This window comes from Flavobacterium cerinum (assembly GCF_004028155.1).
Classification (GTDB): domain Bacteria; phylum Bacteroidota; class Bacteroidia; order Flavobacteriales; family Flavobacteriaceae; genus Flavobacterium; species Flavobacterium cerinum.
The window spans coordinates 124,407-150,236 of the sequence record NZ_SBII01000007.1 but is presented as its reverse complement, the minus strand read 5'-3'; the positions used below and the strand labels follow the sequence as shown (position 1 = coordinate 150,236).

Annotated in this window: 25 protein-coding genes and 1 tRNA gene; 15 read left to right on the top strand and 11 right to left on the bottom strand. The window is 34.7% G+C overall.

Features of this window, described 5'->3' with window-relative positions:
- Positions 1-164 precede the first annotated feature (164 nt).
- Both gltX and EPI11_RS11105 read left to right on the top strand, forming a co-directional pair.
- Entirely contained in the window at positions 165-1,673 is a 1,509-nt protein-coding gene (gltX, locus tag EPI11_RS11110) for a glutamate--tRNA ligase (RefSeq protein WP_128390041.1), read from the top strand.
- 79 nt (positions 1,674-1,752) lie between these two features.
- Positions 1,753-2,745: an SPFH domain-containing protein gene (locus EPI11_RS11105; RefSeq protein ID WP_128390040.1), complete on the top strand. Its 993-nt coding sequence runs from the start codon at positions 1,753-1,755 to the stop codon at positions 2,743-2,745.
- Between the two features lie 34 nt (positions 2,746-2,779).
- Here the strand turns inward: EPI11_RS11105 and EPI11_RS11100 are convergent, their stop codons facing one another.
- From EPI11_RS11100 to EPI11_RS11085, 4 genes are all read right to left on the bottom strand, one after another.
- Positions 2,780-3,016, bottom strand: coding sequence for a DUF6327 family protein (locus tag EPI11_RS11100; RefSeq protein ID WP_128390039.1), 237 nt, complete (start codon positions 3,014-3,016; stop codon positions 2,780-2,782).
- A 10-nt stretch (positions 3,017-3,026) separates the two neighbouring features.
- A complete protein-coding gene (locus tag EPI11_RS11095) occupies positions 3,027-3,380 on the bottom strand; it encodes a competence protein (RefSeq protein ID WP_128390038.1) in 354 nt (117 codons plus the stop codon).
- 13 nt (positions 3,381-3,393) lie between these two features.
- Positions 3,394-3,723 (bottom strand): YtxH domain-containing protein, encoded by a 330-nt coding sequence (locus EPI11_RS11090; protein WP_128390037.1) that lies wholly within the window; start codon positions 3,721-3,723, stop codon positions 3,394-3,396.
- Positions 3,724-4,017: 294 nt separating this feature from the next.
- Entirely contained in the window at positions 4,018-5,703 is a 1,686-nt protein-coding gene (locus EPI11_RS11085; RefSeq protein ID WP_128390036.1) for a glutamine--tRNA ligase/YqeY domain fusion protein, read from the bottom strand.
- Between the two features lie 127 nt (positions 5,704-5,830).
- Between EPI11_RS11085 and folB the strand changes: the two genes are divergently transcribed.
- A complete protein-coding gene (gene folB, locus EPI11_RS11080) occupies positions 5,831-6,190 on the top strand; it encodes a dihydroneopterin aldolase (RefSeq protein WP_128390035.1) in 360 nt (119 codons plus the stop codon).
- An 88-nt stretch (positions 6,191-6,278) separates the two neighbouring features.
- Positions 6,279-6,352, top strand: a tRNA-Cys gene (locus EPI11_RS11075).
- Between the two features lie 51 nt (positions 6,353-6,403).
- On the opposite strand, the gene EPI11_RS11070 is transcribed toward EPI11_RS11075, so the two are convergent.
- From EPI11_RS11070 to rnr, 4 genes are all read right to left on the bottom strand, one after another.
- Positions 6,404-7,090 (bottom strand): LysE family translocator, encoded by a 687-nt coding sequence (locus EPI11_RS11070; RefSeq protein WP_128390034.1) that lies wholly within the window; start codon positions 7,088-7,090, stop codon positions 6,404-6,406.
- A gap of 148 nt (positions 7,091-7,238) precedes the next feature.
- Positions 7,239-7,889: a GIN domain-containing protein gene (locus EPI11_RS11065; RefSeq protein ID WP_164879157.1), complete on the bottom strand. Its 651-nt coding sequence runs from the start codon at positions 7,887-7,889 to the stop codon at positions 7,239-7,241.
- A 140-nt stretch (positions 7,890-8,029) separates the two neighbouring features.
- Positions 8,030-8,704: a head GIN domain-containing protein gene (locus EPI11_RS11060; RefSeq protein ID WP_128390032.1), complete on the bottom strand. Its 675-nt coding sequence runs from the start codon at positions 8,702-8,704 to the stop codon at positions 8,030-8,032.
- 138 nt (positions 8,705-8,842) lie between these two features.
- Positions 8,843-11,029 carry a ribonuclease R gene (gene rnr, locus EPI11_RS11055; protein ID WP_128390031.1) on the bottom strand — a complete coding sequence of 729 codons (2,187 nt, stop codon included), beginning with the start codon at positions 11,027-11,029 and terminating at the stop codon, positions 8,843-8,845.
- Between the two features lie 118 nt (positions 11,030-11,147).
- Here rnr and EPI11_RS11050 point away from each other — a divergent pair, with 118 nt between their 5' ends.
- Both EPI11_RS11050 and rpiB read left to right on the top strand, forming a co-directional pair.
- Positions 11,148-11,390, top strand: coding sequence for a DUF2007 domain-containing protein (locus EPI11_RS11050; RefSeq protein WP_128390030.1), 243 nt, complete (start codon positions 11,148-11,150; stop codon positions 11,388-11,390).
- An 810-nt stretch (positions 11,391-12,200) separates the two neighbouring features.
- The gene (gene rpiB / locus EPI11_RS11045; protein ID WP_128390029.1) at positions 12,201-12,632 is read left to right on the top strand and encodes a ribose 5-phosphate isomerase B; all 432 of its coding nucleotides are present in this window, start codon (positions 12,201-12,203) and stop codon (positions 12,630-12,632) included.
- A gap of 75 nt (positions 12,633-12,707) precedes the next feature.
- On the opposite strand, the gene EPI11_RS11040 is transcribed toward rpiB, so the two are convergent.
- Positions 12,708-13,223, bottom strand: a complete 516-nt coding sequence (locus EPI11_RS11040; protein ID WP_128390028.1) for a hypothetical protein — start codon at positions 13,221-13,223, stop codon at positions 12,708-12,710.
- A 134-nt stretch (positions 13,224-13,357) separates the two neighbouring features.
- Here EPI11_RS11040 and EPI11_RS11035 point away from each other — a divergent pair, with 134 nt between their 5' ends.
- Complete coding sequence (locus tag EPI11_RS11035) at positions 13,358-15,481, top strand: Tex family protein (protein WP_128390027.1); 2,124 nt, start codon at positions 13,358-13,360, stop codon at positions 15,479-15,481.
- Between the two features lie 31 nt (positions 15,482-15,512).
- Here the strand turns inward: EPI11_RS11035 and EPI11_RS11030 are convergent, their stop codons facing one another.
- Positions 15,513-16,196 carry a hypothetical protein gene (locus tag EPI11_RS11030; RefSeq protein WP_128390026.1) on the bottom strand — a complete coding sequence of 228 codons (684 nt, stop codon included), beginning with the start codon at positions 16,194-16,196 and terminating at the stop codon, positions 15,513-15,515.
- Between the two features lie 90 nt (positions 16,197-16,286).
- The gene (gene tatA / locus EPI11_RS11025; RefSeq protein WP_128390025.1) at positions 16,287-16,478 is read right to left on the bottom strand and encodes a twin-arginine translocase TatA/TatE family subunit; all 192 of its coding nucleotides are present in this window, start codon (positions 16,476-16,478) and stop codon (positions 16,287-16,289) included.
- A 193-nt stretch (positions 16,479-16,671) separates the two neighbouring features.
- On the opposite strand from tatA, the gene EPI11_RS11020 reads away from it, so the two are divergent.
- The 8 genes from EPI11_RS11020 to EPI11_RS10985 all read left to right on the top strand — a co-directional run bounded on the left by EPI11_RS11020 (position 16,672) and on the right by EPI11_RS10985 (position 25,829).
- Complete coding sequence (locus EPI11_RS11020; protein ID WP_128390024.1) at positions 16,672-17,541, top strand: M23 family metallopeptidase; 870 nt, start codon at positions 16,672-16,674, stop codon at positions 17,539-17,541.
- Positions 17,542-17,562: 21 nt separating this feature from the next.
- Complete coding sequence (locus EPI11_RS11015; RefSeq protein WP_128390023.1) at positions 17,563-17,919, top strand: SdpI family protein; 357 nt, start codon at positions 17,563-17,565, stop codon at positions 17,917-17,919.
- Between the two features lie 9 nt (positions 17,920-17,928).
- The gene (locus EPI11_RS11010) at positions 17,929-19,413 is read left to right on the top strand and encodes a GH3 auxin-responsive promoter family protein (RefSeq protein ID WP_128390022.1); all 1,485 of its coding nucleotides are present in this window, start codon (positions 17,929-17,931) and stop codon (positions 19,411-19,413) included.
- Between the two features lie 150 nt (positions 19,414-19,563).
- Positions 19,564-21,249, top strand: a complete 1,686-nt coding sequence (locus EPI11_RS11005) for a DUF6909 family protein (RefSeq protein ID WP_128390021.1) — start codon at positions 19,564-19,566, stop codon at positions 21,247-21,249.
- A 6-nt stretch (positions 21,250-21,255) separates the two neighbouring features.
- Complete coding sequence (locus tag EPI11_RS11000; protein WP_128390020.1) at positions 21,256-22,257, top strand: hypothetical protein; 1,002 nt, start codon at positions 21,256-21,258, stop codon at positions 22,255-22,257.
- Positions 22,258-22,287: 30 nt separating this feature from the next.
- Positions 22,288-22,992, top strand: coding sequence for a class I SAM-dependent methyltransferase (locus EPI11_RS10995; protein WP_128390019.1), 705 nt, complete (start codon positions 22,288-22,290; stop codon positions 22,990-22,992).
- A gap of 6 nt (positions 22,993-22,998) precedes the next feature.
- Entirely contained in the window at positions 22,999-23,973 is a 975-nt protein-coding gene (locus EPI11_RS10990) for a glycosyltransferase (protein WP_128390018.1), read from the top strand.
- A 2-nt stretch (positions 23,974-23,975) separates the two neighbouring features.
- Positions 23,976-25,829, top strand: coding sequence for a glycosyltransferase family 39 protein (locus tag EPI11_RS10985; RefSeq protein ID WP_128390017.1), 1,854 nt, complete (start codon positions 23,976-23,978; stop codon positions 25,827-25,829).
- Position 25,830 lies beyond the last annotated feature (1 nt).

Genomic DNA, 25,830 nt, shown 5'->3' with positions numbered 1-25,830 from the left:
TTCCCACGAACTATTAAACGCTAAAAAGCTATTTATCTGCTGGGTTATGAGCATAAAACAGGATGTTTTGTTAATAACTTGAATCAAACATAAAATAACCGGTACAAATTATCTATGAAGGAAATTTCATAATTGTATCTTTGCAGCTTAAAATTTAAGTAACGATGTCTAAGCAAGTTCGTGTGCGTTTTGCACCAAGCCCTACAGGGCCTTTACACATAGGTGGTGTAAGGACAGCCCTCTTTAATTATCTGTTTGCCAAAAAACATGGCGGTGTATTTTATCTAAGGATTGAAGATACCGACCAAAACAGATATGTTGAAGGTGCAGAAGAATATATTATTGAAGCGCTTAATTGGTGTGGTATCCCTTTTGACGAAGGTATTGGTAAAGAAGGAAAATTTGGCCCATACCGCCAAAGTGAAAGAAAAAGCATGTACAAAGAATATGCGCTTACTCTTATTGAAACAGGATGGGCATATTATGCATTTGATACTGCCGAAGCACTTGACGAACTTCGTAAAGAAGAAGAAGCACAGGGAAAAACGTTTATTTACAATCATACCAACCGTGAAAAACTGGATACTTCTTTGGTAATTTCTGCCGAAGAAGCTGCTAAAAGAATAGCTGATGGCCAAGAGTATGTTATCCGTTTTAAAACACCGGTAAACGAAACATTACATTTAAAAGATATCATTCGTGGTGAAGTGAAGTTTGAAACCAATTTACTTGATGACAAAGTATTGTTCAAGAGCGATGGTATGCCAACCTATCACCTGGCTAATATAGTTGATGACCATTTAATGGAAACGAGCCATGTTATACGTGGTGAAGAGTGGTTACCTTCTATGCCTTTACACGCTTTATTATACAGAGCTTTTGGATGGGATGCACCAGAGTTTGCTCACCTTCCATTGATACTAAAACCTATAGGTAACGGTAAGCTTTCTAAAAGAGATGGCGATAAACTGGGCTTCCCGGTATTCCCATTAGAATGGAAAAACCCAGATGGAACTATTTCATCCGGTTATAGAGAAAAAGGCTACCTGCCGGAAGCTGTTATTAACTTCCTTGCTTTATTAGGATGGAATCCCGGTACAGATCAGGAATTGTTTACACTGGACGAACTGGTTCAGTTATTCGATCTTGAAAGAGTTCACAAAGCAGGTGCTAAGTTTGATCCTGAGAAAAACAAATGGTTCAACCACCAGTATTTTGGAAAACAGGATAATGAAGTATTAGCAAAAGAACTGTCTCATGTAGTAATGGAGAAGGGTTATAATAAATCGCATGAGTTCTTAACAGAGGTTGTGAAGCTGGTAAAAGAGCGTGCTACTTTTGCAAGTGAGTTATGGGACCTTTCAGACTTTTTCTTTACAGCTCCAACATCATATGATGAAAAAGCAGCTAAGAACTGGAAACCTGAAACCAGTGAATTGATGGATAATTTAATAACTGTCCTTGAAAACACGCTGGATTTCTCTTCTCACAATGTAGAAACGGTTGTAAAAGCCTGGATGGAAGAAAATGGCATAGGGATGGGTAAAGTTATGCAGCCACTGCGTTTAAGCCTTGTAGGCTCATTAAAAGGCCCTCATATATTTGATATCATTGCGCTTATTGGTAAAGAAGAAACCATAAGCAGAATACAAAAAGCAAAAGCTTCATTATAGTTAACTAAACCTTCTTTTACAGAAGGTTTTTTTATTTTAAGAATAATCGTAACTTGACAAATCACTAAAAACTATTATTATGGGAAATGTTTTCTTGTATGTTGTGCTCTTTTTTGCACTGCTGCTCCTACTCTCTTCTTTCTTTACCGTTAAACAGCAAACCGCCGTTATCGTGGAACGTTTTGGAAAATTCCTTAGCATCCGCCAGGCTGGCCTTCACTTAAAAATTCCAATAATTGATAAGATCGCAGGAAGAATAAACCTTAAGATCCAACAGCTTGATGTTATTATTGAAACAAAAACTAAAGAGAATGTATTCGTGAAAATGAAGGTTTCGGTTCAGTTTAAAGTAATTCAGGATAAAGTATTTGAAGCTTTTTACAAATTGGAATATCCACACGATCAGATAACATCATATGTATTTGATGTTGTTCGTGCCGAAGTACCAAAACTAAAACTGGATGATGTTTTTGAACGTAAAGATGATATTGCTATTGCTGTGAAACGGGAATTAAACGAAGCAATGACAACTTATGGTTATGACATTATCAATACGCTTATCACTGATATTGACCCGGATATCCAGGTTAAAAATGCGATGAACCGTATTAATGCTGCAGACAGAGAAAAATCAGCAGCAGAATATGAGGCGGAAGCATTACGTATCAGGATTGTAGCAAAAGCAAAAGCTGAGGCAGAAAGCAAAAGATTACAAGGACAGGGTATTGCAGATCAAAGACGTGAAATTGCACGTGGTCTAGTAGAAAGTGTAGATATACTAAACAAAGTTGGTATTAATTCTCAGGAAGCATCAGCATTAATTGTTGTTACTCAGCACTATGATACTTTACAGGCAATTGGTGCAGATACAAATTCTAACCTTATCCTTTTACCAAATTCACCACAGGCAGGCAGCGATATGCTAAACAATATGGTTGCATCGTTCACTGCTTCTAACCAAATTGGAGAATCTATTAAAAGAGGTAATCAGAACCGTGAGAATCAAAAACACAAAAAACCGAAACATGATAATCCAAGTCATGAAGAACTACCGGGAGAAATAATAGAATAAAAAAAGGCTGCTAAAATTTAGCAGCCTTTTTTATTTAAAATATCTTTTTGAGAATCCAGGCAAACGCTGCACTCTTTAAAGGTCCCGAAAGGGCACCAATAAAACCCAGAATTTTTTTAGGGGTCTCCCCTATCATATTCATAGGCTGCAGGCTCTCTTTAGTCTCATCCAAGCTTTTTGCAAATTTAGCATGAGCCAAATCCTTTTCTACTTTAAGTATTTGAAGGTCCCTGTTTATTTCTTCGTAGGTATAATACACTTTGCTTTCCATAATATACTAATTAATATTTCTTTAAAAATATTTTTGAGAATCTTGAAAGCATCGGGCCTTCTACTATTTTATCCTGTACATAATACACCAAGATAGCCAGAATAAGATAAATAAGACCTACAATTAGAAATCCATAAGCAAAATTATCCAGCCAATAGCCAATTCCCAAAGCAAGTGCAATTGAAAAAAATACAGTAACGATTGTTAGCATGACTGCCAGAAGAAATAACTTCAGCATCATGGTGGTCGACTTCATAACAATTTTAAAGCCCCAAAGTTTATAGTACCTTAAATTGGCATCTATAAGATTTTTGACTTCTTGTTTTAAATCTTCTGCGTTTTCTTTAATTTCTTCAAATGCCATAATTGAGTTTTAATTATTTTGCTTTAGCACTAGCTGCATTCTTTTTTAGCTCTTCCAGTTTTTTCTCAAGCATAGATATAACATCATCTGCTTTACCTTCAACATTAGATACTAAATGATCTATTGAACTTTCAAGATCATGTTTAGCAATTCCAAATCTGCTCTTTACAGTTTCGGTAAGTTCGCTAAGTTTATCTTTTAGCTCATCTTTTTTTGCATCAACACCGTCTTTAATTTTTTTTCTTGTTTTTGAACCTTCGTCCGGTGCAAATAAAATTCCTAATGCTGCTCCTATTGCGGCACCTGCAAGCACCGCTGCTACTGTTCCTGATTTACCAGCCATAATATCGTTTTTTTAATTAATAATTATAAAGATAACCCTATTACTATTTGTAGGACGTTAATATGTAGTTAATATAACGCTAAAGTATGTAAAAAAAGAAAATAAGGCGATTTAAGGCACTTTTATTTTTGATATGACTCAAATTATTTCCTACAAAAAATAATGTTTTAAAATTAATCCTGTGAGGTCACTTTCGATAGTATACATCTATATTAATTTAAAATTCAATCATATTTTTAAATAATAAAAAAAGCTCCTTAAAATTAAGGAGCCTTATAAATATAATTTATAGTATTAGTCTTTACTTTCCACTTTAGCCCAAGTGTCTCTTAGACCTACCGTTTTGTTGAAAACCAATTTTTCTGCGTTACTGTCGGTGTCAACACAAAAATATCCTAAACGTTGAAATTGGTAACGCTCTCCTGCTTCGGCGCTTTTTAGTCCCGGTTCAAGATAACCTGTTATTACCTCAAGTGATTTTGGATTGATGTATTCTTTAAAGTCAACATCTTTATCACCGTCCGGATTTTCATGTGTAAACAATCTGTCATAAATTCTAACCTCTGCTTTTACAGCATGTGGTATAGATACCCAGTGAAGTGTACCTTTAACTTTTCTATGACTTGCTTCACTTCCACTTCCGCTTCGTGTATCTTCATCATAAGTACAGTGAATTTCGATGATATTACCATCTGTATCTTTTATAACACTTTCACCTTTAATAATATAAGCATTTTTAAGTCGTACTTCTTTACCAAGTGTTAAACGGAAATATTTGTTATTAGCATTTTCCATAAAGTCTTCCTGCTCAATAAACAATTCTCTTGAAAAAGGAATTTGTCTAAAGCCTGCGCTTTCATCTTCAGGATTATTTTCTGCATCTAACCACTCTTCTTTTCCTTCAGGATAGTTAGTAATTACAAGCTTAACAGGATCTAAAACAGCCATTACCCTTGGTGCCGTTTTGTTAAGATCTTCTCTTACACAAAACTCTAATAATGAAACATCAATAAGGTTTTGACGTTTAGCAATACCAATAGTATCGGCAAAATTACGAATAGAAGCAGCAGTATAACCTCTTCTTCTAAGTCCGGATATAGTAGACATTCTTGGATCATTCCAACCTGTTACATGGCCTTCCTGAACAAGCTGTAATAATTTTCTTTTACTTACTACCGTGTGGCTAAGGTTTCTACGGGCAAACTCACGTTGTTTAGGACGTGTTTTTCCTTCATCATAAACCTGATCTAAAAACCAGTCGTACAGCTCTCTGTGCATAGCAAATTCTAATGTACAGAACGAGTGTGATACCTGCTCTATATAATCGCTTTCGCCATGAGCCCAGTCATACATTGGATAAATAAACCAATTGTTACCGGTACGGTGGTGGTGTTTGTGTAATATCCTGTACATGATTGGATCACGCATAAGCATATTAGACGATGCCATATCAATTTTAGCTCTTAAAACATGACTTCCTTCTGGGAATTCACCGTTTTTCATTCTTTCAAAAAGATCCAGATTCTCTTCTACAGAACGGCTTCTAAAAGGACTATCAGTACCCGGTTGTGATGGTGTCCCTTTTTGTTTGGCTATATCTTCACTGGATTGGCTGTCAACATAAGCCTTTCCGCTTTTAATAAACTCTACAGTCCAGTCGTATAATTCCTGGAAATAATCTGAGGCATAACGCTCTTCTGCCCATTCATAACCTAACCATTCTACGTCTTTTTTAATAGCATCAACAAATTCCTGCTCTTCTTTAGCTGGATTTGTATCGTCAAAACGAAGGTTTACAGGTGCATTATACCTTAGTCCTAAACCAAAATTAAGGCATATAGAACTGGCATGACCAATGTGCAGATAGCCATTAGGTTCTGGAGGAAAACGAAAACGAAGCTTGTCTTGTGACATTCCGTTGCCTAAATCCTCTTCAATAATCTGCTCAATAAAATTAAGTGATCTTTCTTCAGTCGACATATCTTTAATAAATAAGGTTGCAAAGGTATTCAAAAAAGTTGGAAAATTTTTGACTCACAGCCCATTAATTGAATGCTTTGACTCCAATAAATCCTTACTTTTACAGCCTTAAACAGCATTTTGTATTATGGATACCATCAAACTAAAAAACATACGTACTTTCTCTTACCACGGATGCCTTGTAGAGGAAGGTAAAATAGGTTCAGATTACTCTGTTGACCTGGAAATAAAAGCCGATCTTAAAAAATCAATGAGCACCGATGAGCTTGAAGATACTGTAGATTATGTTCATTTGAATAAAATTGTAACCGAAGAAATGGCAATACGTTCTAAACTATTAGAGCATGTTGCAAAACGAATTATGAATCGTGTTTTTGATGAAATACCACCAATATTACATGTATCTCTTTGGGTATCAAAACTAAATCCGCCTATTGGAGGTGACGTAGAATTGGTTACTATACAAATAGAAGAATCACGTAATTAAAAGTATTGCAAAAAAAGGTGAAAAATTTAGTACGTAATGCTTGCGTTAGTGTAAAATATATGTAAATTTGCCACCACATCACAAAGATGGCATCTTGGCCGAGCGGCTAGGCAGAGGTCTGCAAAACCTCGTACAGCGGTTCGAATCCGCTAGATGCCTCCACAAAAAAAGCTCCTTTTCAGGAGCTTTTTTATTTATTCTATTTTGTATCTGTTACTTTTTATTTTCCAGTTTTTCTATTGCTGAATTTACCATTCCTTTCTCTGCAGGAAACCATCCCTGTGTTAGTAAAGCAACTCCAAAAATCATAAGGATAATGCTTATCGATTTCTTTATTTTAATAATATTTTTTACTGTTAGTTTACTTCTTAATTGTTTTGCTAATAGTATTTTACAAATATCAAGAGCTAAATAAGTAAGTATAACTGCTGTAAAGAATATAAACATTCTTGATGGATCTAAATCAAGTCTTGGTCCCCATGTTATTATTATAGCCAACCAAAAACCCAATACACCAATATTTATAAAATTAAGCAGGAAACCTTTAGCAAAAAGGCTAAAGTAATTTTTCTTTAAAATGTCTTTTGCTGCTTTGTCTATTACAACATCTTTAGACGATTTATTTACTTTTATAAGAGAAATAATACCGTAAGTAACCATAATAAGGCCACCAAAAATAAAAAGAGAAGGTTCGTCTTTAATACTTTCAAGAAGCCTGTAGCTGCTAAAATAAGCTATAAGTATAAATACAATATCTGATAGTATTGCACCTGCATCAAAAGCTAAAGAAGCTCTAAAACCTTTAACAACACTTGTTTCTAGCAATACAAAAAAGACTGCTCCTGGCATTACGCTCAATAAAAAACCAAGGGGAATAGCACTTAGAATATCCTGGATCATTCTATTTATTTAAGACTGCAAGTTACTATTTTAAATTTTTAAATAAAAATTATCCATGTAGTAAACCTTTTTCGCAAAAAAAATACCCTGTATCTACCAATATGGTAAAACAGGGTATAAATTCAACATTTGAGTTAAGTAAAAAATACTATCTAACTATTTTAATATGTCCGTCAGTACTTGTTATTTCATTTACTTTTTTTGGATTACCATATACTTTTAACAATGCATCATTAGAAACATTAGCATCAACAATTCCTTTTACTGAAATAGCTGCTGTACCATCTGAAGACAATAAAATATTTGTGTTTTCAGTTAGTAAATCTTCTCCTTTAAAATCAGCATCAGAAGATACTACTGCATTATGATTTTCAGCTTTTCCGGTTAATGTTACCATAGCATCGGAGGAAATTGTAGTATTTAGTTTTTTTACATTAAGCACAAGCTCAATTTTTGCATCGGCAGAAGCAGTAATGCTAAGCTCTTTAGCTTTTATTTCATCTTTTCCCCATACTTCCGCATCAGCATCGGCAGATATACTCTCTAAACCATCTTTATAGTACAATGTAATTTCAAGATCTTCTCCTCCATTCAATTTAAGGAAACCTCCTTCGTTTACAATACTAAGATCATCATCATCACTACTGTTTATAACGAGTTTATTTTGTGACGATTTTACCATTGTAATTTTTGTATCCGATCCTACACTTAAACTATTAAAATCTTTAAGTTCTATAGTTTTTTGTCCTGCAGCCAGTTGAAAGGAAACAAGAGCCGTAATTGCTAAAAATGTTTTCATAAAATATATTTTTAAATTGATTGATGATACTACTAAAGACATCCTTTTAAAAAAATTGTTACACTTTATAAAAAAAAATCCCGGACAATTAGCTTAATTCAACCAATCGTCCGGGATTATAATTTTAAACTGGAATAAATCTATTTCGATTTAACCTGTATATTTCCTCCTGCTACCGTTTTTTGATTTAACAGCGCCGGTTTTCCATAAATGGTGATATTACCGCCAGCTCTTGTTTTAGCATCAACCAGATCTGTAGCTGTTATATTAGCTTCTCCACCGGCATTAACTGTTACAGTAGTTTGTTTTGTTGCAAGTTCCCTGGCATTAAGTATACCTCCGGATTTAATAACTACATCATTATTAGTAGCTTTTCCGGTAATATTTAATTTACCTCCTGAGCTTGCATTACAGGTGAGTTTTTCTGTATCCAGAGCTATTTTCACCTCTCCTCCTTCTTTAGCACTAAGATCAAAAGCAATGGCTTTAAAAGTATCCTGAGATGCTACACGAGCACCTTCGCTAACATCTATCCTATCTATATTTTTATAATAAATAGTTACGCTAACATCATCTCCTTTAAGTAATTTAGTAAACTTCATTCTTACTTTCAGCTCTTCATTCTTGCTTACTAACTCTACATCCTGAGCTCTTGATCCTTTTATTACGATCTTATTTTCAGATCCTTTTATAAGTAATACATCTATTTTATCAAAAACCCTTAATGTACTAAAATCGCTAAGAGTTTTAGTAATATCCTGTGCAGAAATCATTTGAAATAAAAACAATGCTGCTATTAAAATTGATTTTTTCATGATCGATTGATTTTTAGTTTTATTCATCAAAGTAAAGACTATCATACTCACAGAAATGTTACACTTTATGCATACAAATCTGACTCTACAATTGTATTACAATCTAAACTCTGCATCTTAAAAATTAATTACTCTATGTTATGCTTTCTTTCCTAAATACTGGAAATCAAGTTGTTTTTTAAGCAGGTCGGCATTTTTTACCTTTACATATACTTCATCACCCAGCTGTAATACATTTTGGGTAACTTCTCCTACCAATGCATATTGCTTATCATCGAAGGTGTAGTAATCGTCTTTAATTTCACGAATACGGCACATGCCTTCACATTTGTTAGAAATGATCTCAACATAAATACCCCATTCTGTAACACCTGAAATTACACCTAAGAACTCTTCGTCTTTGTGATCCAGCATGTACTTAACCTGCATGTATTTAATACTGTCACGCTCTGCATTTGCAGCCAGGCTTTCCATGTTAGACGAATGATTACATTTTTCTTCGTAAACATCTTCGTCTAACGATTTTCCACCATCAAGATAATGCTGTAATAATCGATGTGCCATAACATCCGGATACCTACGTATAGGCGATGTAAAGTGCGAATAATAATCAAAAGCAAGTCCGTAGTGGCCTATGTTATGTGTAGAATATTTCGCTTTGCTCATACTCCTTATTGCCAGGGTATCAACAAGGTTTTGTTCTTTTTTACCGTTTACATCATTCAATAAATTATTCAATGATTTGGATATTGTACTCTTTGATTTAAAGTTAATACTGTATCCGAATTTTGAAATAATATTTTGAAGGTTAATCAGTTTATCTTCATCCGGTTCATCGTGAATACGATACACAAATGTTTTCTTAGGATCTTGTTTACCAATATATTCGGCAACTTTCCTATTTGCTAAAAGCATGAATTCTTCGATAAGGTGATTGGCATCTTTAGAAACCTTGAAATAAACACCTGTAGGTTCTGCAGCTTCGTTCAAGTGGAACTTCACTTCTACCTTATCAAAAGAGATCGCACCGTCAGACAGTCTTTTCCTTCTCAATATTTTAGCCAGCTCGTCCATTTTAAGCGTCGCATTGCGTATTTCGTCGCTAATAGTATACTCTGTATCCGTTAATGATATTTCAGCCGGTATAACGTTTCCTTTGGTCTCTATGATGTGTTGAGCCTCTTCATACGCAAAACGCTGATCGGAATAAATTACGGTTCTGCCAAACCATTTATTAACCACTTCTGCTTTTGCATTCACTTCAAATATCGCAGAGAAGGTATATTTCTCTTCATGCGGTCGTAGTGAACAGGCAAAGTTAGACAGTACTTCCGGTAACATAGGTACTACCCTATCTACCAGATATACAGATGTCGCCCTGTTAAATGCTTCTTCATCAAGTATCGTACCTTCCTGCAGGTAATAAGAAACATCGGCAATGTGTACACCTATTTCATAATTACCATTTTCCAATTGCTGGAACGATAAAGCATCATCAAAATCTTTTGCATCACGAGGGTCAATAGTGAATGTCAATACATTACGCATATCCCTTCTTCTAGCAATTTCTTCTTCCTGGATAGAGGTATCAATTTTTTGTGCAAATACTTCTACATCCACAGGGAAATCATATGGTAATCCATATTCTGCAAGAATAGCGTGGATCTCTGTATTGTGTTCTCCCGGTTTACCAAGAACCTTGATTACTTCACCAAAAGGACTGTCTGCCTTAGCAGGCCAGTCGGCAATTTTAACCAATACCACATCCCCATTTTCTGCATCGCCTAATTTATCCTTTGGAATAAAAATATCGGTATACATCTTTGGGTTAGCGGTGGATACAAAAGCAAAGTTCTTTTGAATGTCTATAATACCAACAAAGTCGGTTTTTGATCTTTCAATAATTTCAACAACTTCACCTTCAGGTCTTCTGCCCTTTCTTCGGTTATAAATATATACCTTAACCTTATCCTTGTCTAAGGCTTTGTTAAGGTTACCCGTAGGTATAAATACATCTTCTTCCAGTTCTGGAGAAACAAAATAAGCAGTTTTCCTGCTGGTCATATCAATTGTTCCTTCTACATAATCTGCTTTGGCAATTACTCTGTATTTACCTTTTTCAATCTCCTCGATCTGTTCTTTAGATGCAAGTATCTTAAGTTCTTTTATAATCTCGTTTCTGCTGCTGGTATCGTTAAGTTCCAGTATTGCTGCTATTTGCTTATAGTTAAAGGATTTATTAGGATCCTTAGAGAGTATCTTAAATATTTTTCTGGAAAAATCACTTTCCTTTTTTGCTGACGGCTTTCCGTTTCTCTTACTCATATAATTTTAAAATAATGCTGAAAATTACAAATTACTATTATATATAATAGGCTTTTTAATGAAATAATAACTTTTAAGTTTCTAAATTTATAGTGAGATAATACTGATTTAGTAAAATATGAAACAATTTATAACCGCTGCTGTATTCAGCTTTCCTCACGAAATAACCATTTTAAAGCATCTGCTTGAAGAAGCTGGCGTTCACTATTACTTTGAAAACGAAACCATGGCCGATCTTCTTCCTATGTACTCTTACGTTCTTGGCGGAATCAAATTACAGGTTCATCCTAACGATCTTGAAACCGTAAACTACATTTTACAAAAATTAGATACATCAGGAAATAATTTAAAAATCGTTTAATCTCAAAAAGGTTTTCAACAGTTATTAAATAAAACAAAAAAAGAAAGATTTTTAAATTAAAATTTTTGGTGGTTATTATAGCTTGTTAATAATAGGGATAACTTTTTTTAAAAGCTCGAAAATTTGCAGTTATACAATTTTATACAAAGCTATCAACAATGTTAAGATAATGTAAAGTTTTAAAAACTAAGCTTTTTCGTAGTTTTCGTGAAAGGTTATTAACAATCGGTAAACAGTAGTTTTGATATAACTTTCTTAATAAGTCGCGTTGTTAATTACTGTTAATAAATCGTGTTAAAGGACTAATAACATTTTGTAAAAAAGTAAAAAATAAATTTGGTTTTTTGGATCAGGTTTTTGATTACAAAAAAATGCTCAGGAATCTAAAAAATCTTGTTCTTTTTCATACCAAGTTGTTAACAAATATTGTTAATTTATAAAAGTGCTGTACCACAAGGAATTGATAATGTTATCAACATTGTTGTTTTTTAACATATTTATCGATATATTAATAGAGCAACTAAAATGTAAAACACTGATTATAAAAGCACTATGTAAACGAGTACGGTTTGCTGTTTTATATCTCTAAAAAAGTGTTGTTTGTATTGCATTTTCTATTTGATAAATTCATTTATTTCTTACTGTTTACATAGGTATTTCGATATGAAACACTTGCCGATACCTTAGCTATTTTTACCACCGAAAAACTAAATTTCAAAGACCTTTATATAGGTATATATAGTAAAACTATACTTTTTTGTTTACAGCTTTAAGTTTATTATTAATTTTGCAGTCTTAAAAAACAGGAACATGAAGATTTCAATTGGTAATGACCATGCAGGTCCGGATTATAAAATAGCAATAGTAAAACATTTAGAAGCAAAAGGTATCGAGGTTATTAACCATGGTACAGATACTTTTGACAGTGTTGACTATCCTGATTTTGTTCACCCGGTAGCGAATGATGTAGAAAATGGTACGGTAGATTTTGGTATCATTATATGTGGAAGCGGTAATGGTGTTGCCATGAGTGTTAACAAACACAAAAAGGTAAGAGCAGCATTATGCTGGATGAAAGAAATTGCGGCGCTGGCGCGCCAGCACAATGATGCTAACATAATAAGCATCCCTGCACGATACACATCGATACAACAAGCCATAGAAATGGTAGACACGTTCTTGAATACTGCTTTTGAAGGTGGAAGACACCAAACAAGAGTAGACAAGATTTCTAATTGCTAAGAAATACTTATTAGATATATAAAAAACAGCCCCGCTATTAGTGGGGCTGTTTTGGTTTAGTAGGGAAACAAAATATTATTTCTTATTTTTTAATACTTCTATTAATTTTCTAAAATCTCCATTTTCTCCAAAATTCTTTGTATTTGCTGTTGTACCATGTATTTGAGATTTCATACAATCAAAACAAAGTTTTGCGGTTCCAATTACTTTATTTTGTTTTTTGAATATTAGAATATCTCTGTAATAAGGCTCGCAAGATGTAGATTCACCTGATGTATATTCTTTCTCTGTAAAAATATTTTTTATAGTTGCAAACTTTGATGTATCTATTGAAGTTTTTTGAAAACCCATTTCTTCAAGTTTATCAATAAAAGAAAGATCAGACATATTAACAGGAGTATTGTACCCAACAATTTTACTTTTCAAAGAATCAAGTTTAGATCTTAATGTGTCTCTATTTATTTCCATGATTTCTAAATCACTAATAGTAATAGAATAATGATCTATTTCATCAAAATCGAAATACTCTTTTTTCTTAGGAGTACAGGATAAAAGGCTAAGGCTTAGAAAGGCTAATAGTAGATATTTCATTTTGTAACCGGGTATATTTTGTAAATATAAACCTACACTATTTTTTCATATAAAACAATATTCAAACATTTTAAATAAACACATTTACATTACTAAAAATAATTCTCAATCTTTGTGTTCCTATTTTATATCCAATGACAAATCTAGAATACATTGCGGGTCAGGTTACCGCCCCAAAAAAAAGTGTCGAAGCCACATTACAACTTTTAAGCGAAGACTGCACCATTCCGTTTATTTCCCGTTACCGTAAAGACAGTACAGGAAATCTTGATGAGGTAGTTATCGAACAGATAGACAAACTAAACAAAGCGTTTGAAGCTATTGTAAAGCGAAAAGAGGCCATTTTAAAAAGCATTCAGGAGCAAAATGCGCTTACGCCCGAATTAGCAACTAAAATAAACGGAAGCTTTGATCTTACAGAACTGGAAGATCTTTACCTACCATACAAAAAGAAAAAGAAAACAAGGGCGGATGTTGCCCGTGAAAACGGACTAGAGCCTTTGGCTAAAATTATCATGGCACAAAATGCCGATGATGTCGATTTTATTGCCGGTAAATACCTGAACGATAAGGTTACTAATGAAGACGATGCACTACAGGGAGCACGCGACATTATTGCCGAATGGATCAATGAGAATGTATATATCAGAAAATCGCTCCGCCGAATTTTCGGCCGCAAAGCGGCCATTACTACTAAGGTAACCAAGGCAGCGAAGGAAGATGAGAAGGCTAAAAAATTCGAACAGTATTTCGACTGGTCAGAGAATTTAACCAAAGCACCATCGCACCGACTATTGGCTATGCTTAGGGCAGAAAACGAAGGCTTCATTAAATTCAAAGTAGAGATCGAAAGCGATGAGGTACTGGATCTGATGGAGCAAACTGTGATCAAGAATAACAGGGAAACAGCTGTTCATCTTAAAAAAGCAATAGACGACAGTTATAAAAGACTATTAGCTCCGGCAATATCGAATGAGGTATTGCAGGAAGCAAAAGCAAAGGCAGATGCTACAGCAATTCAGGTTTTTGCAGGAAATTTGGGTCAGCTATTGTTAGCACCGCCATTGGGTGAAAAGCGTATACTGGCTATCGATCCCGGGTTTAGATCGGGATGTAAGGTAGTGTGCCTGGACGAAAAAGGCGACCTGTTATACAACGAAACGATATTTCCGCATGCGCCGCAAAACGAATCGGCCATCGCCATGAAAAAAATCCGTTCTATGGTAAATGCCTATAAGATAGACGCTATTTCTATAGGTAACGGTACGGCATCGCGTGAAACGGAGCATTTTATAAAAAAAATCGCGTTCGACAAACCGCTGCAGGTATTTGTGGTAAGCGAGGCAGGAGCATCGGTATATTCGGCATCAAAAATTGCAAGAGACGAGTTTTCTAATTATGATGTTACTGTAAGAGGAGCTGTATCTATTGGACGACGCCTTAGCGACCCGCTCGCCGAGCTGGTAAAAATAGACCCAAAGGCCATAGGCGTAGGGCAGTACCAGCACGATGTAGACCAGGGTAAGCTAAAAGAAGAACTTGATACTGTGGTAATGCGTTGTGTTAACTCGGTAGGGGTAAATATCAATACGGCGAGTAAATCGCTTCTGGGCTATGTTTCGGGTATTGGCGAGAAGCTGGCAGAGAACATTGTAGCCTATCGTAGTGAGAACGGTCCGTTTGAAGAGCGTAAGCAGCTTAAAAAAGTACCAAGGCTGGGGGAGAAGGCCTACCAGCAGGCGGCTGCATTTATCAGGATCCCTAATGCGCAGAATCCGTTAGACAACTCTGCAGTGCACCCGGAGGCTTATGCGGTTGTTGAAAAAATGGCGAAGGACATGAAGTTAAAAGCGTCTGACCTTATTTCGAATAAAAAGGCGATCGCTAGAGTACCTGCCGAAAATTATATTACAAAAGATATTGGACTGTTAGGTCTTAAAGATATTTTGAAAGAACTTGAAAAACCGGGCCTTGACCCAAGGAAATCAGCAAAGGTGTTTGAGTTCGACCCGAATGTAAAAAGTATTAAAGACCTGCGTAGTGGCATGATACTACCGGGAATTGTGAACAACATTACCAACTTTGGCTGTTTTGTAGACATAGGAATCAAAGAAAGCGGACTGGTACACATTTCTCAGCTTAAGGAAGGTTTTGTAAGCGATGTAAACGAAGTGGTAAAACTGCACCAGCATGTACAGGTAAAAATAACCGAAGTAGATGAAGACCGTAAAAGGATACAGTTGAGTATGATACTATAAAAAAAGCGAGCCCATTTTAGGGCTCGCTTTTTTAAAAATCCCCATATTCTTCAATAGGATCAAAATTTTTGAATCGTATCTGTGAGGATTCATAAGGATCCCGTTTTATCATCGTTTCTTTACCGGTTTTATCTATTTTGTAAACCTCTCTGTATCCATCAAAAAGATCTATCCTGGCAAATTGACGCAGCGAATCTGTTTCAATTTTCAGGAACTCAGAAGAAGAACCTCCATAAACCGCAAAAGCATCAATACAGTCCAGTTCTTTATTATATTCAAGATTAGGATAATTCCTGGAATTCTTCATATATCGTAATATAGACAATTCCGGATCAAAAATAAAAAGGCTTCTCACCTCGTTAGCACCTCTTGCTGCTAAAATGGGCACATACGTAAAGTCGTTAAATCCGTCATTATTAAAATCTCTATACTCAGGATCGCAGCCTGCTACATCATCCTGTTCGAATGCAAAATGTTGTTTTTCAATCCACTTATTGCCTTTTTTCTCAAAAAAATAAATGTCGGCATATACACTGTCTTTACCGGCAATCCTTTTCAGTTCCAGTTTATACTTTCCTTTCACACCAATAAGTGTACTATCAATAAAAACCTGGGTTATAGAATCGGCCGCAACCTGTGTCTCTGTGGGTTTTACAGGCACATCCTTTTTACACCCAATTAGCAATAGCAACGGAATTATGAGCAGGTTTTTCATAAGGTTAGTGTTAGCGCAAATAAAAGTAGCAAAAAACCCCTCTAAGGAGTACTTAGAGGGGTTTTTCTTTACAAGAATAAGTGAATATTATTATAATTTATTTTCGTCTTGCGTAGGCTGTTTTTTAGATGGAGCAGGCTCATCGTTTTCTTTAGCGGCATTCTTAAATTCTTTAATACCGGTACCAAGCCCTTTCATTAGTTCCGGAATTTTTCTTCCTCCGAATAGTAATACAACAATTACAAGTATTACGAGTATCTCTGTTAGGCCTAATTTTCCCATGACAACAAGTTTTAATTATGAGGACAAAGTTAAATATAAAATGATTTACAACAACCATTTACGACAATTATTTGGTTTTGGTTTGCGTTAATTACATTAATTATTAAAGTGATACTACTTTAATGTAATGTTTCGCGGAGATAAAATAATAAAATAAGGCAGTATTAGTATATTTGTGAATTAAAGTGTTAGTATGTGTGCAAAGAGGCTTAAAAGGCAGATAATCAAAAAAAAGCTGTTCACCAAGAACCGATTGGTGATACTGAATGAAGAAACTTTTGAGGAAATTTTTTCCTTTAAGCTTAATCTTATGAATGTGTTTGTGGCACTTACCACAATAAGTATTGTAATGATTGCTCTTACTACTTATATCATTGCTTTTACTCCTTTAAGAGAGTATATACCGGGCTATGCTTCTACAAAACTCAAAAGAGAAGCTACCGAAAATGCTATAAAATCAGACTCGCTGCAAAAAATAATAGACGAAAACGGCGCTTATCTTGCCTCTATTAAAAAGGTGCTTACCGGAGATCTTGACCACACTAAACTAAGCAGGGACTCCATACAGGCTGCTGACCAAAAAGATATTTCTGGCCTTAAAACAGAACCAACAGAAGCTGAACTTAAATTGAGGCAGCAAGTGGCTCTGGAAGACAAGTACAATCTATTTGAGCAGGCGAAGCCTAAAGTAGATCTTGTATTTTTCCCTCCGGTTAAAGGACATATTACAGAACCTTACAGTTCAAAAAATAAACATTTTGCAGTAGATATTGCTTTGGCAAAAGACACGCCTATAAAGGCAGTGGCATCGGGTACTGTAATTTTGGCCGACTGGACACCTACAAATGGGAATGTTATAATCATTCGTCATAACGATGGTATTATATCGGTATACAAACATGCTGCATCGCTAACCAAAGATCAGGGCGATATTGTAAAATCGGGTGAGGTTATTGCCATGGCCGGTTCTACAGGAGCGCAGTCTACTGGTATCCATTTGCACTTTGAACTATGGAAAGACGGCTACCCTATTAATCCAACACAGTTTATTGATTTTGAATAACATATTTTAACTATAAGTACTATGGAAAGCATTATAGAAAATACATTTCAAACTTCGCTTTTATGTGGCGTTATTTTTTTACTGGCAGCAGGGCTTATGCATTCTTTTCCGCCAAAAGAAATCAACTACCTGTACGGTTATAGAACAAGGAGATCGATGAAATCTAAGGAAAGCTGGGATTTTGCACAACGCTATTCTACCATTCAAATGGCTAAAGCAGCATTGTTCATGAGCATAATTTCGTTTGCAGGGTATTTATTCCCGGCAGAAAACGTTGCCTTACATTTAACTGCAGGAATGATAATTACAATTATGGGAGTAGCTTATATGCTTGTTACCACCGAAAGAGAATTAAAAAAACGATTCACCGAATCTTAAAAATAAACAATGTCTTTAAAAACATTTGGAGCAAAGGTATTTGCAGGTATTATTTACAATAAAACCCAAAAATGGGCTCAGAACCCTGTTGAAACCCAAAAAAAAGTATTTGCAAAACTTTTGGCAGTAGGGGCCGAAACACAGTTTGGTAAAGACCATGATTTTGCGGGGATACATTCCTATTCAGATTTTGCAGCAAAAGTACCGGTAAGAGATTATGAGGGGCTTAAAAGCTATGTAGATAGGGTAGTACATGGAGAAGAAAATGTATTATGGCCGGGCAAGCCGGTTTATTTTGCAAAAACATCCGGAACTACATCGGGGGCCAAATATATTCCGTTAACAAAAGAATCCATGCCTTATCATATAGAGGCTGCCCGTAATGCTATATTACTGTACATTCATGAAACCGGGAATGCCGGTTTTGTAGATGGTAAAATGATCTTTTTACAGGGAAGCCCCGAACTGGAAGAGAAACACGGTATTAAGTTTGGGCGTTTATCCGGTATTGTGGCCCACTATGTTCCGGCTTATTTACAAAAGAACAGGCTGCCAAGCTGGGAAACCAATTGCATTGACGACTGGGAAACCAAAGTTGATGCTATTGTTGAGGAAACCTATAATGAAGACATGGCAGTAATATCGGGCATACCATCATGGGTGCAGATGTATTTTGAAAAGCTTCATAATAAAGAAGGTAAAAAGGTAGGCGATATCTTTAAAAATTTTAACCTGTTTATTTATGGCGGTGTAAACTATGAGCCGTATCGCGCCAAATTCGAGAATCTTATTGGCCGTAAGGTTGACAGCATAGAGCTTTTCCCGGCATCTGAAGGGTTCTTTGCCTATCAGGATTCACAAAAGGAAAAAGGAATGCTGTTGCTGCTTAACGCCGGTATCTTCTATGAATTTATAAAATCCGACGAATTTTTTACCGAAAATCCAAAACGTTATACCATTGGTGAAGTTGAGATGGGAGTAAATTATGTACTCATTATTTCTACCAATGCCGGATTATGGGGATATAACATAGGCGATACCGTACAGTTTACTTCGCTTAAACCGTATAGGGTTATAGTGAGTGGCAGGATAAAACACTATATATCGGCATTTGGAGAACATGTTATTGGTAAAGAAGTAGAAACAGCTCTTAAAGAAGCTATGGAAGGGAGTGATGCTATTAGTGTAAATGAATTTACTGTAGCTCCGCAGATCAATCCAACAATGGGGATGCCCTATCATGAATGGTTTATTGAATTTGAAAAAGAACCGCAGGATATGGAAGCATTCGCTTTAAAAATAGATGCTTCAATGCGGAGCCAGAATGTATATTATGATGATCTTATTGTAGGTAATGTATTGCGTACCTTGATAATAACACCGGTTGCTAAAAATGGTTTTCAGGAGTATATGAAATCCATTGGTAAGCTGGGTGGACAGAACAAATTACCACGATTGGCTAATGATAGGAAAATTGCTGATTTTTTTAAGTAAAGGACAAGCAACGTTTATAGCTTTTTTACATCTATCTTTTTAATAAGGTAAAAGAATGGTTAACAGTAATGCATATGAATGGCTGTATAATAAACCTACCACGATCAACTAAAAATAAAATCCTACATTTGCCACAAAATCCAGTTACGTATGCAGGGTCTTAAAAACATATCGCGTTCCAGGGCACAAGAATCTTCTGCTGCAATAGAGCGGCTGTATATTACAATGCGCCATTTGTTTAACAGAGGCTTTTATAAGCCTATGGGAGTATCCGGAGATACATTAAGAGAAGCTTTACTGTCTCTTCGTCCGGAAATTTATGGTTCTATTGCTGAAGAAAAAGCAGAGCTTAACGGTTTGCTTTATGTTATAGAGCGCCTGCCGGTAGGAATTGAAGAATGCCGGTTTATCAACCTTACATCTGATGAAGGGTATTCTAAATCGCATTTTAAAGCGATTGTTCCGCCAAAAAGAAAACGCAACTGTTACCGTATAGACGAGGAACAGATGAACGTTGAAATTACACGCGGACGATCTGATATCTATGATATACTTACCCATTTAACGTTTATATATATTGAATCGCACAAAATAAAAAACCGTGTGATCATTGATGATAATGGCGAGATGACCCGCGACTGGCTAAAACTGGAGCAGGTTATATTTGAAAACAATAAACTCAACCTGATAGAAAGGGAGCAGGCAATATCGCATGCTTCTAGTATTTTAGGCCGCACGTTTGCCGAGATTACAGACATTTATGATGCATTTGGTACCGAAGCATCACCGGATAGGTTTCTTCATGTTATTTATTGGTTAGGTAAACTGGCTATGGAAGAAGCATTAGGTGGGCCTAAACGAACCATTACATTTAGCCCTATATTGAGAGAACGATTAGGACATCATATACATGGTGAAATATGGGCAGACAACATCAAGATGGTGTTAAAGCAAAACGGACTGCTGGAAAGGCCAATTCATATTATTAGTGCTAACATGCACAGTGTTATGAATTCTATCTTTGCGCCGCCTGTACTTAAAGCAAAATTTAAAGATAAGACTGATCTTTTTATATTTGAAGAGTTAAGTAAGGCGAATAACAACGCCGTAAGAGCAAAAGTAGAAGAGGCTGCCTTAAAGAACGGAATGATCGCTATGCCGGATACATCAGGTACTAATATAGATGTACAGATATTTGACACAGCAAAAATAGATTTTTCTACTACAGCATTTCCTAATGCACAATTAAGCGATAAGAAACCTGTTATAGTGGTTATGGATTATGCTTTTGGTGAACAGGCTTATGAAACTATTGATGAACTGCTAAAACCATATAAAGAAGGCAAGACAAGAACATTTCTTAATGTAGAGTCTGTTTCTATAATGGGGAAAGCAGGTATATTGGAAGGAAACAAGGGCGATATCATGATACCGTCGGCACATATAAATGAAGGGACGGGAGATAATTATCCGTTTGAGAATGAACTTACAGCGGCTATGTTCGAAAATCAGGGTATACCGGTTTATAACGGCCCAATGGTATCTGTTTTAGGTACATCACTGCAAAACAGAGATTTGCTTAAGTTTTTTAATGAGTCTACCTGGGGAGTTATCGGGCTTGAAATGGAAGGGGCTTATTATCAAAAAGCGATTCAGTCGGCTTCAAAAATAAGGAAAAGCATAAACCCAGATGTAAAAGTGCGTTATGCCTATTATGCTTCAGATAATCCATTAGAAACCGGCAGTACGCTGGCGTCTGGCGGATTAGGGACTACAGGTGTAAAACCTACTTATATTATTACTATTAAAATTTTAGAACAAATATTCAATTTTTAAACACGTATGGCAAACCAAACAAACAGTACTGAAAACGAAGAAATAAACTTAAGTCATTTGTCTAAAAAAGCGAAAGGCTATTTTTCAAGAGTAAATGATTCGTTTTTTGACGGAATACTTTTTATAAAAAGAAATATAATTATAGTAGCACTTCTTGTTATTGCGGGTGCTGCATTAGGCGTAATTAAAGATAAGGGTGACCATAGGTATAAAACTAAAGTATTTCTTATCCCAAATTTTGAAAGTGTAGATTACTTATATAAGCAAATTGAAAAAATTAATACCAAGTTTAGACAGGGGGATAAAGCTTTTGTTGCTAAAAACAAAATTAATAAATCATCTAAGGTCTTAAGTCTTAAAATTGAGCCTGTTGTAGACATCTATAGTCTTGTAGACAATCCTAACAAGACAGACGATGAAAACGACAGAACATTCTATCTGTTTAAGCTTATAAGCGAGAGTGGTGATTTAAAAAGCGTACTTGAAGCAGACTATACAAGTAAAAATTATAAGAAGCACTTATTGACCATAACAACAAATGATATGGCTTCTTATGAAAAGGATATTAAGCCTATAATAGAGTATTTAAATTCTGATCCTTATTATAAATTAATGATGGTAGAATATATAAATAATCTTAATTTGAAAATGGCTGCCAATGAAAAAATGATAGCGCAGATGGATGCTCTTCTCGATGATTTTTCGATGATTTCAAACAAGCTTGAGCTTTTGAATTTTAATGATAAAACAGAACTTAATGAGGTACTTAAATTAAAAGACAAATTAGTACGACAGCAGGCAGCCTTAAGGATAGAGAAAGTAAATTATACTAAAATAATTAAGGACACGAGTATGATGCTTAATATGAAAGATTATAATATCACTACCGGTACTAAGAAATTTATCTATCCTATTTTATTGCTATTACTATTTGTGGCACTTGTAAAGTTTAAAAATTATTATAAAAGTCAGTCTAAAAAACGAAAAATGGCAGCAATAAGCGAATAATTGCATATTGAATTAGTATCTAGGTTATTTATGAAGGAGTATGGAGGTGATGAGCTTGAACTTTTTAAACATGCACATAACTGGAAAAGTTATTACGCAGGCTTTTTCCGTCACTATTTAACAGGAGATGTTCTTGAAATAGGAGCGGGAATAGGAGAAACAACCCATTCCCTTTGTGACGGAAGTCAGTCTTCATGGACTTGTGTAGAACCGGATCCTGCTCTTATCGCAGAAATTGAGCTAAAAAAAGCGAGTGGCTATTTACCTTCTATAGTTGAGGTTAAGACAGGTCTTATTGATGTTCTTGACCATAGTGCTCTATTTGATGCAATTATATATATTGATGTTCTTGAACATATAAAGTACGATGATCAGGAATTGATTAAAGCGTCTAAGCACCTTAAACCTGGTGGGTGGCTTGTAATTCTTGTACCGGCACATAATTTTTTGTTTACCAAATTTGATAAAGCTATTGGACACTTTAGGAGATACAATAAAAAAATGCTTAAGGATGCGGTTCCGGCTGAATTGAAAAACATAGAGCTTCTCTACTTAGACTCTGTTGGCCTTACGGCTTCATTGGCTAATAAATACTTTTTAAAACAGGATTATCCAGAGCTTAAACAAATAAAATTGTGGGATAGTTTAATGGTGCCTGCATCCAGGATAACAGATAAAATATTGTTTCACAGTTTAGGAAAAACTGTTTTAGGTATTTGGCAAAAAAACAGTTAATCTATTATGACTACGATTAGAAAACATATAATTTGTTTAATGCCTGTCTATGACGACTGGGATAGCTTTTCTATTTTAAGTAAAAATATAGAAACACAGTTTGCGGGCATTAATGATAAATACAGTGTAGCGATAGTTGCAATTAATGACTGCTCTGTACAAGAGTTCTATATCGATGATTTTTCGGCTAATGTATCAATAGAGATCGTTTCCCTAAAAAAAAATATTGGACATCAAAGAGCAATAGCTACAGGTCTTCAATATATTCATGACTCCCAAAAAGCGTTTGATTATATTGTAGTTTTAGATAGTGATGGAGAAGACAGACCGGAAGATATTCTTGAGCTTATTAAAAAATGTGAAGAAGGACCAGGAAGTAAAATAACATTTGCTAAAAGAAAGAAACGAAAAGAATCTCTTTTTTTTAAAACCGGTTATTTTTTTTACAAGTACATTTTTTACTGGCTCACAGGGCATAAAATAAGTTTTGGTAATTTTAGCTGCCTACCCCAAAAGCTCTTAAAAAAAATTGTTGTTCTGGATAATTTATGGAATCATTATTCGGGGTGTATTATACAGTCTAAAATTCCTTATAACACAGTGTTACTGGATAGGGGTAGTAGGTATAGTGGTAAATCTAAGATGAACTTTACTAGTCTGGTACTACATGGGCTGAGTTCTATTTCGGTATATTTTGATTCCTTATCTGTAAGGATATTAAAACTATCTGTATATAGTATAGCTATTTGTTTTTTATGTGTTGTATTTATAATGTATGTAAAGCTATTTACAAATACTTCTATCCCCGGCTGGGCTTCAAATCTGACATTGATAATTTTCAGTATAATTTTACAATTCTTTTCGGTAACATTAATTGTTTTATTGATGCAGTTAAGCTCACGTAAAAACATAAGTGTTCCTTCTACAACGATCTATAAAGGGTTTGTAGAAGAAATAATTTCAAACAAAATAACTACTTAGCAATGTCTGTAATAATTAATTTTTTTAAAAATAATTATATACTAATAGCAATTTTATTGCTTTCGTCTGTATTAAGGTTCTTTTATATAGATTATCAGAGTGTTTGGATCGATGAAATTCATACACTTAATGAAAGTGATCCGGGCATATCATTTTCTCAAATGTTTGATTATCTGTATGCCGCCGATCCGCATCCGCCATTATATTTTATAGCTGTTAAAGTTATATTTAGTCTATTTGGCTATAACACATTCGTATTACGAATGCTTTCTGCAATAATAGGTATAATGGGTGTTTGGGCTATATACCTGTTGGGAAAAGAAATGTGTGGTAAAAAAGCAGGTCTATATGCCGCAGCTATTTTAGCCGTAAACTATTTTCATATTTATTATTCTCAGGATGCCAGGCCATATCCATTATTATTTCTTTCTACGACGATTTCTTTTTATTTCTTAGTGAGATTTATAAAAGCACCTTCTTTTAAAACATCTGCTTTGTATGGTTTTTTTGTGGCTTTTATGCTTTATTCACACTTCTTTTCACTCTTTGCCCTGTTTTCTCAGTATGTTATACTTCTATACTTTGTTTGGAGGCCTTATAGAGACTATACAACTAGTAAAAAGTTTTTTATATACAGTTTAATGTCAGGAATTATATCCTTGATATTATACATTCCTTGTTTAAGGTTTTTAATGGCTGCGGCAGAAAGAAAAGCGATGTGGATAGCAAAACCTAAATGGAATGTTTATTCAGAGTTGTTTAAGGAGTTTTTTGGGTATTCAGAGATTGTTATATGGTTTGTACTCATTTTAATTATTTTCTTCTTTATAGAATTTATAAAAAAGAAAGAAGAGTCATCCCCAAAAAGACTTTTCAGCGAGTTTAACCTAAACGCTTTTATATTACTATTATGGATATTTATTACACTTTTTATACCGTTGGTTAAATCGTATATATCCATACCAATGATTGTTAACCGTTATTTTATTAATGTTTTGCCGGCAGTTATTTTAATGGTGGTTATAGGATTGATGCAAATTAAAAATCATGTTTTAAGAGCCTGTTTCTTTTTTGCAATTATTTTATTTTCACTTACTAATCTAATTATAGTGAAACATTATTATACAGAAAAAGCTAAAACAGAATTTAGGGAGGCTACAAGTTTTATAAAAGAAAATAGTAAACAAAATGCTAATGTAGTTAGCAGCTTAGGTTGGTACATGAATTTCTTTTTTAAAGAGGTAAAAGACAAACATAAGATTATTGACAGATCTTTAGATGTATATACCCAGGAAATGAAGACAGGTGCTTGTAAAATAGAAGCTTTTTGGTATATAGACGGCCATACAAGACCATACACTCCAACTGAAGAGACAAAACAATTTATTGAAGATAACTTTTACCTGGAAAATAATTATGAAGGTTATGATGTTTGGACAAGGTATTATATACCTAAAAAGAATGTTCCAGGTATTGATATAACCAAATATGGACAATTAAAACAATCTAACGGCGATACAATTGTAAGTTATATCGATGTATTTGAGAATACGGGTAAAACAATAAAAATTTCCGGATGGGCTTACTTCCCCGATCAGGACGCCAGTGCCAGTAAAATAAATCTTGTACTAATTAAAGGGAATACAATTGAAAAATTACCAACCCTTAAAGTAATTAGAAAAGATGTATCCGGTTATGTGGGATTAAATTATAATACTGATGATTCGGGTTTTGCTTGTGAATATAATATATCAAACCTGGAGCCGGGTGAATATAAAATAGGAATCTATATGGTTAATAAAACGACTAAGAAAGAAGGATTATTAATTACTGATAAAACTGTTGTAAAACAGTAAT

Excerpts from the sequence above, each read along its gene's own strand:
- EPI11_RS10985 (WP_128390017.1), top strand. The coding sequence starts at position 23,976 with ATGTCTGTAATAATTAATTTTTTTAAAAATAATTATATACTAATAGCA.
- EPI11_RS11035 (WP_128390027.1), top strand. The coding sequence starts at position 13,358 with ATGACAAATCTAGAATACATTGCGGGTCAGGTTACCGCCCCAAAAAAA.
- EPI11_RS11010 (WP_128390022.1), top strand. The coding sequence starts at position 17,929 with ATGTCTTTAAAAACATTTGGAGCAAAGGTATTTGCAGGTATTATTTAC.
- EPI11_RS11040 (WP_128390028.1), bottom strand. The coding sequence starts at position 13,223 with ATGAAATATCTACTATTAGCCTTTCTAAGCCTTAGCCTTTTATCCTGT.
- rpiB (WP_128390029.1), top strand. The coding sequence starts at position 12,201 with ATGAAGATTTCAATTGGTAATGACCATGCAGGTCCGGATTATAAAATA.
- EPI11_RS11095 (WP_128390038.1), bottom strand. The coding sequence starts at position 3,380 with ATGGCATTTGAAGAAATTAAAGAAAACGCAGAAGATTTAAAACAAGAA.
- EPI11_RS11000 (WP_128390020.1), top strand. The coding sequence starts at position 21,256 with ATGGCAAACCAAACAAACAGTACTGAAAACGAAGAAATAAACTTAAGT.
- EPI11_RS11070 (WP_128390034.1), bottom strand. The coding sequence starts at position 7,090 with ATGATCCAGGATATTCTAAGTGCTATTCCCCTTGGTTTTTTATTGAGC.
- EPI11_RS11060 (WP_128390032.1), bottom strand. The coding sequence starts at position 8,704 with ATGAAAAAATCAATTTTAATAGCAGCATTGTTTTTATTTCAAATGATT.
- rnr (WP_128390031.1), bottom strand. The coding sequence starts at position 11,029 with ATGAGTAAGAGAAACGGAAAGCCGTCAGCAAAAAAGGAAAGTGATTTT.
- EPI11_RS11065 (WP_164879157.1), bottom strand. The coding sequence starts at position 7,889 with ATGAAAACATTTTTAGCAATTACGGCTCTTGTTTCCTTTCAACTGGCT.
- EPI11_RS11100 (WP_128390039.1), bottom strand. The coding sequence starts at position 3,016 with ATGGAAAGCAAAGTGTATTATACCTACGAAGAAATAAACAGGGACCTT.
- gltX (WP_128390041.1), top strand. The coding sequence starts at position 165 with ATGTCTAAGCAAGTTCGTGTGCGTTTTGCACCAAGCCCTACAGGGCCT.
- EPI11_RS10995 (WP_128390019.1), top strand. The coding sequence starts at position 22,288 with ATGAAGGAGTATGGAGGTGATGAGCTTGAACTTTTTAAACATGCACAT.
- EPI11_RS11005 (WP_128390021.1), top strand. The coding sequence starts at position 19,564 with ATGCAGGGTCTTAAAAACATATCGCGTTCCAGGGCACAAGAATCTTCT.
- EPI11_RS10990 (WP_128390018.1), top strand. The coding sequence starts at position 22,999 with ATGACTACGATTAGAAAACATATAATTTGTTTAATGCCTGTCTATGAC.
- folB (WP_128390035.1), top strand. The coding sequence starts at position 5,831 with ATGGATACCATCAAACTAAAAAACATACGTACTTTCTCTTACCACGGA.
- EPI11_RS11090 (WP_128390037.1), bottom strand. The coding sequence starts at position 3,723 with ATGGCTGGTAAATCAGGAACAGTAGCAGCGGTGCTTGCAGGTGCCGCA.
- EPI11_RS11085 (WP_128390036.1), bottom strand. The coding sequence starts at position 5,703 with ATGTCGACTGAAGAAAGATCACTTAATTTTATTGAGCAGATTATTGAA.
- EPI11_RS11105 (WP_128390040.1), top strand. The coding sequence starts at position 1,753 with ATGGGAAATGTTTTCTTGTATGTTGTGCTCTTTTTTGCACTGCTGCTC.
- tatA (WP_128390025.1), bottom strand. The coding sequence starts at position 16,478 with ATGGGAAAATTAGGCCTAACAGAGATACTCGTAATACTTGTAATTGTT.
- EPI11_RS11015 (WP_128390023.1), top strand. The coding sequence starts at position 17,563 with ATGGAAAGCATTATAGAAAATACATTTCAAACTTCGCTTTTATGTGGC.
- EPI11_RS11050 (WP_128390030.1), top strand. The coding sequence starts at position 11,148 with ATGAAACAATTTATAACCGCTGCTGTATTCAGCTTTCCTCACGAAATA.
- EPI11_RS11020 (WP_128390024.1), top strand. The coding sequence starts at position 16,672 with ATGTGTGCAAAGAGGCTTAAAAGGCAGATAATCAAAAAAAAGCTGTTC.
- EPI11_RS11030 (WP_128390026.1), bottom strand. The coding sequence starts at position 16,196 with ATGAAAAACCTGCTCATAATTCCGTTGCTATTGCTAATTGGGTGTAAA.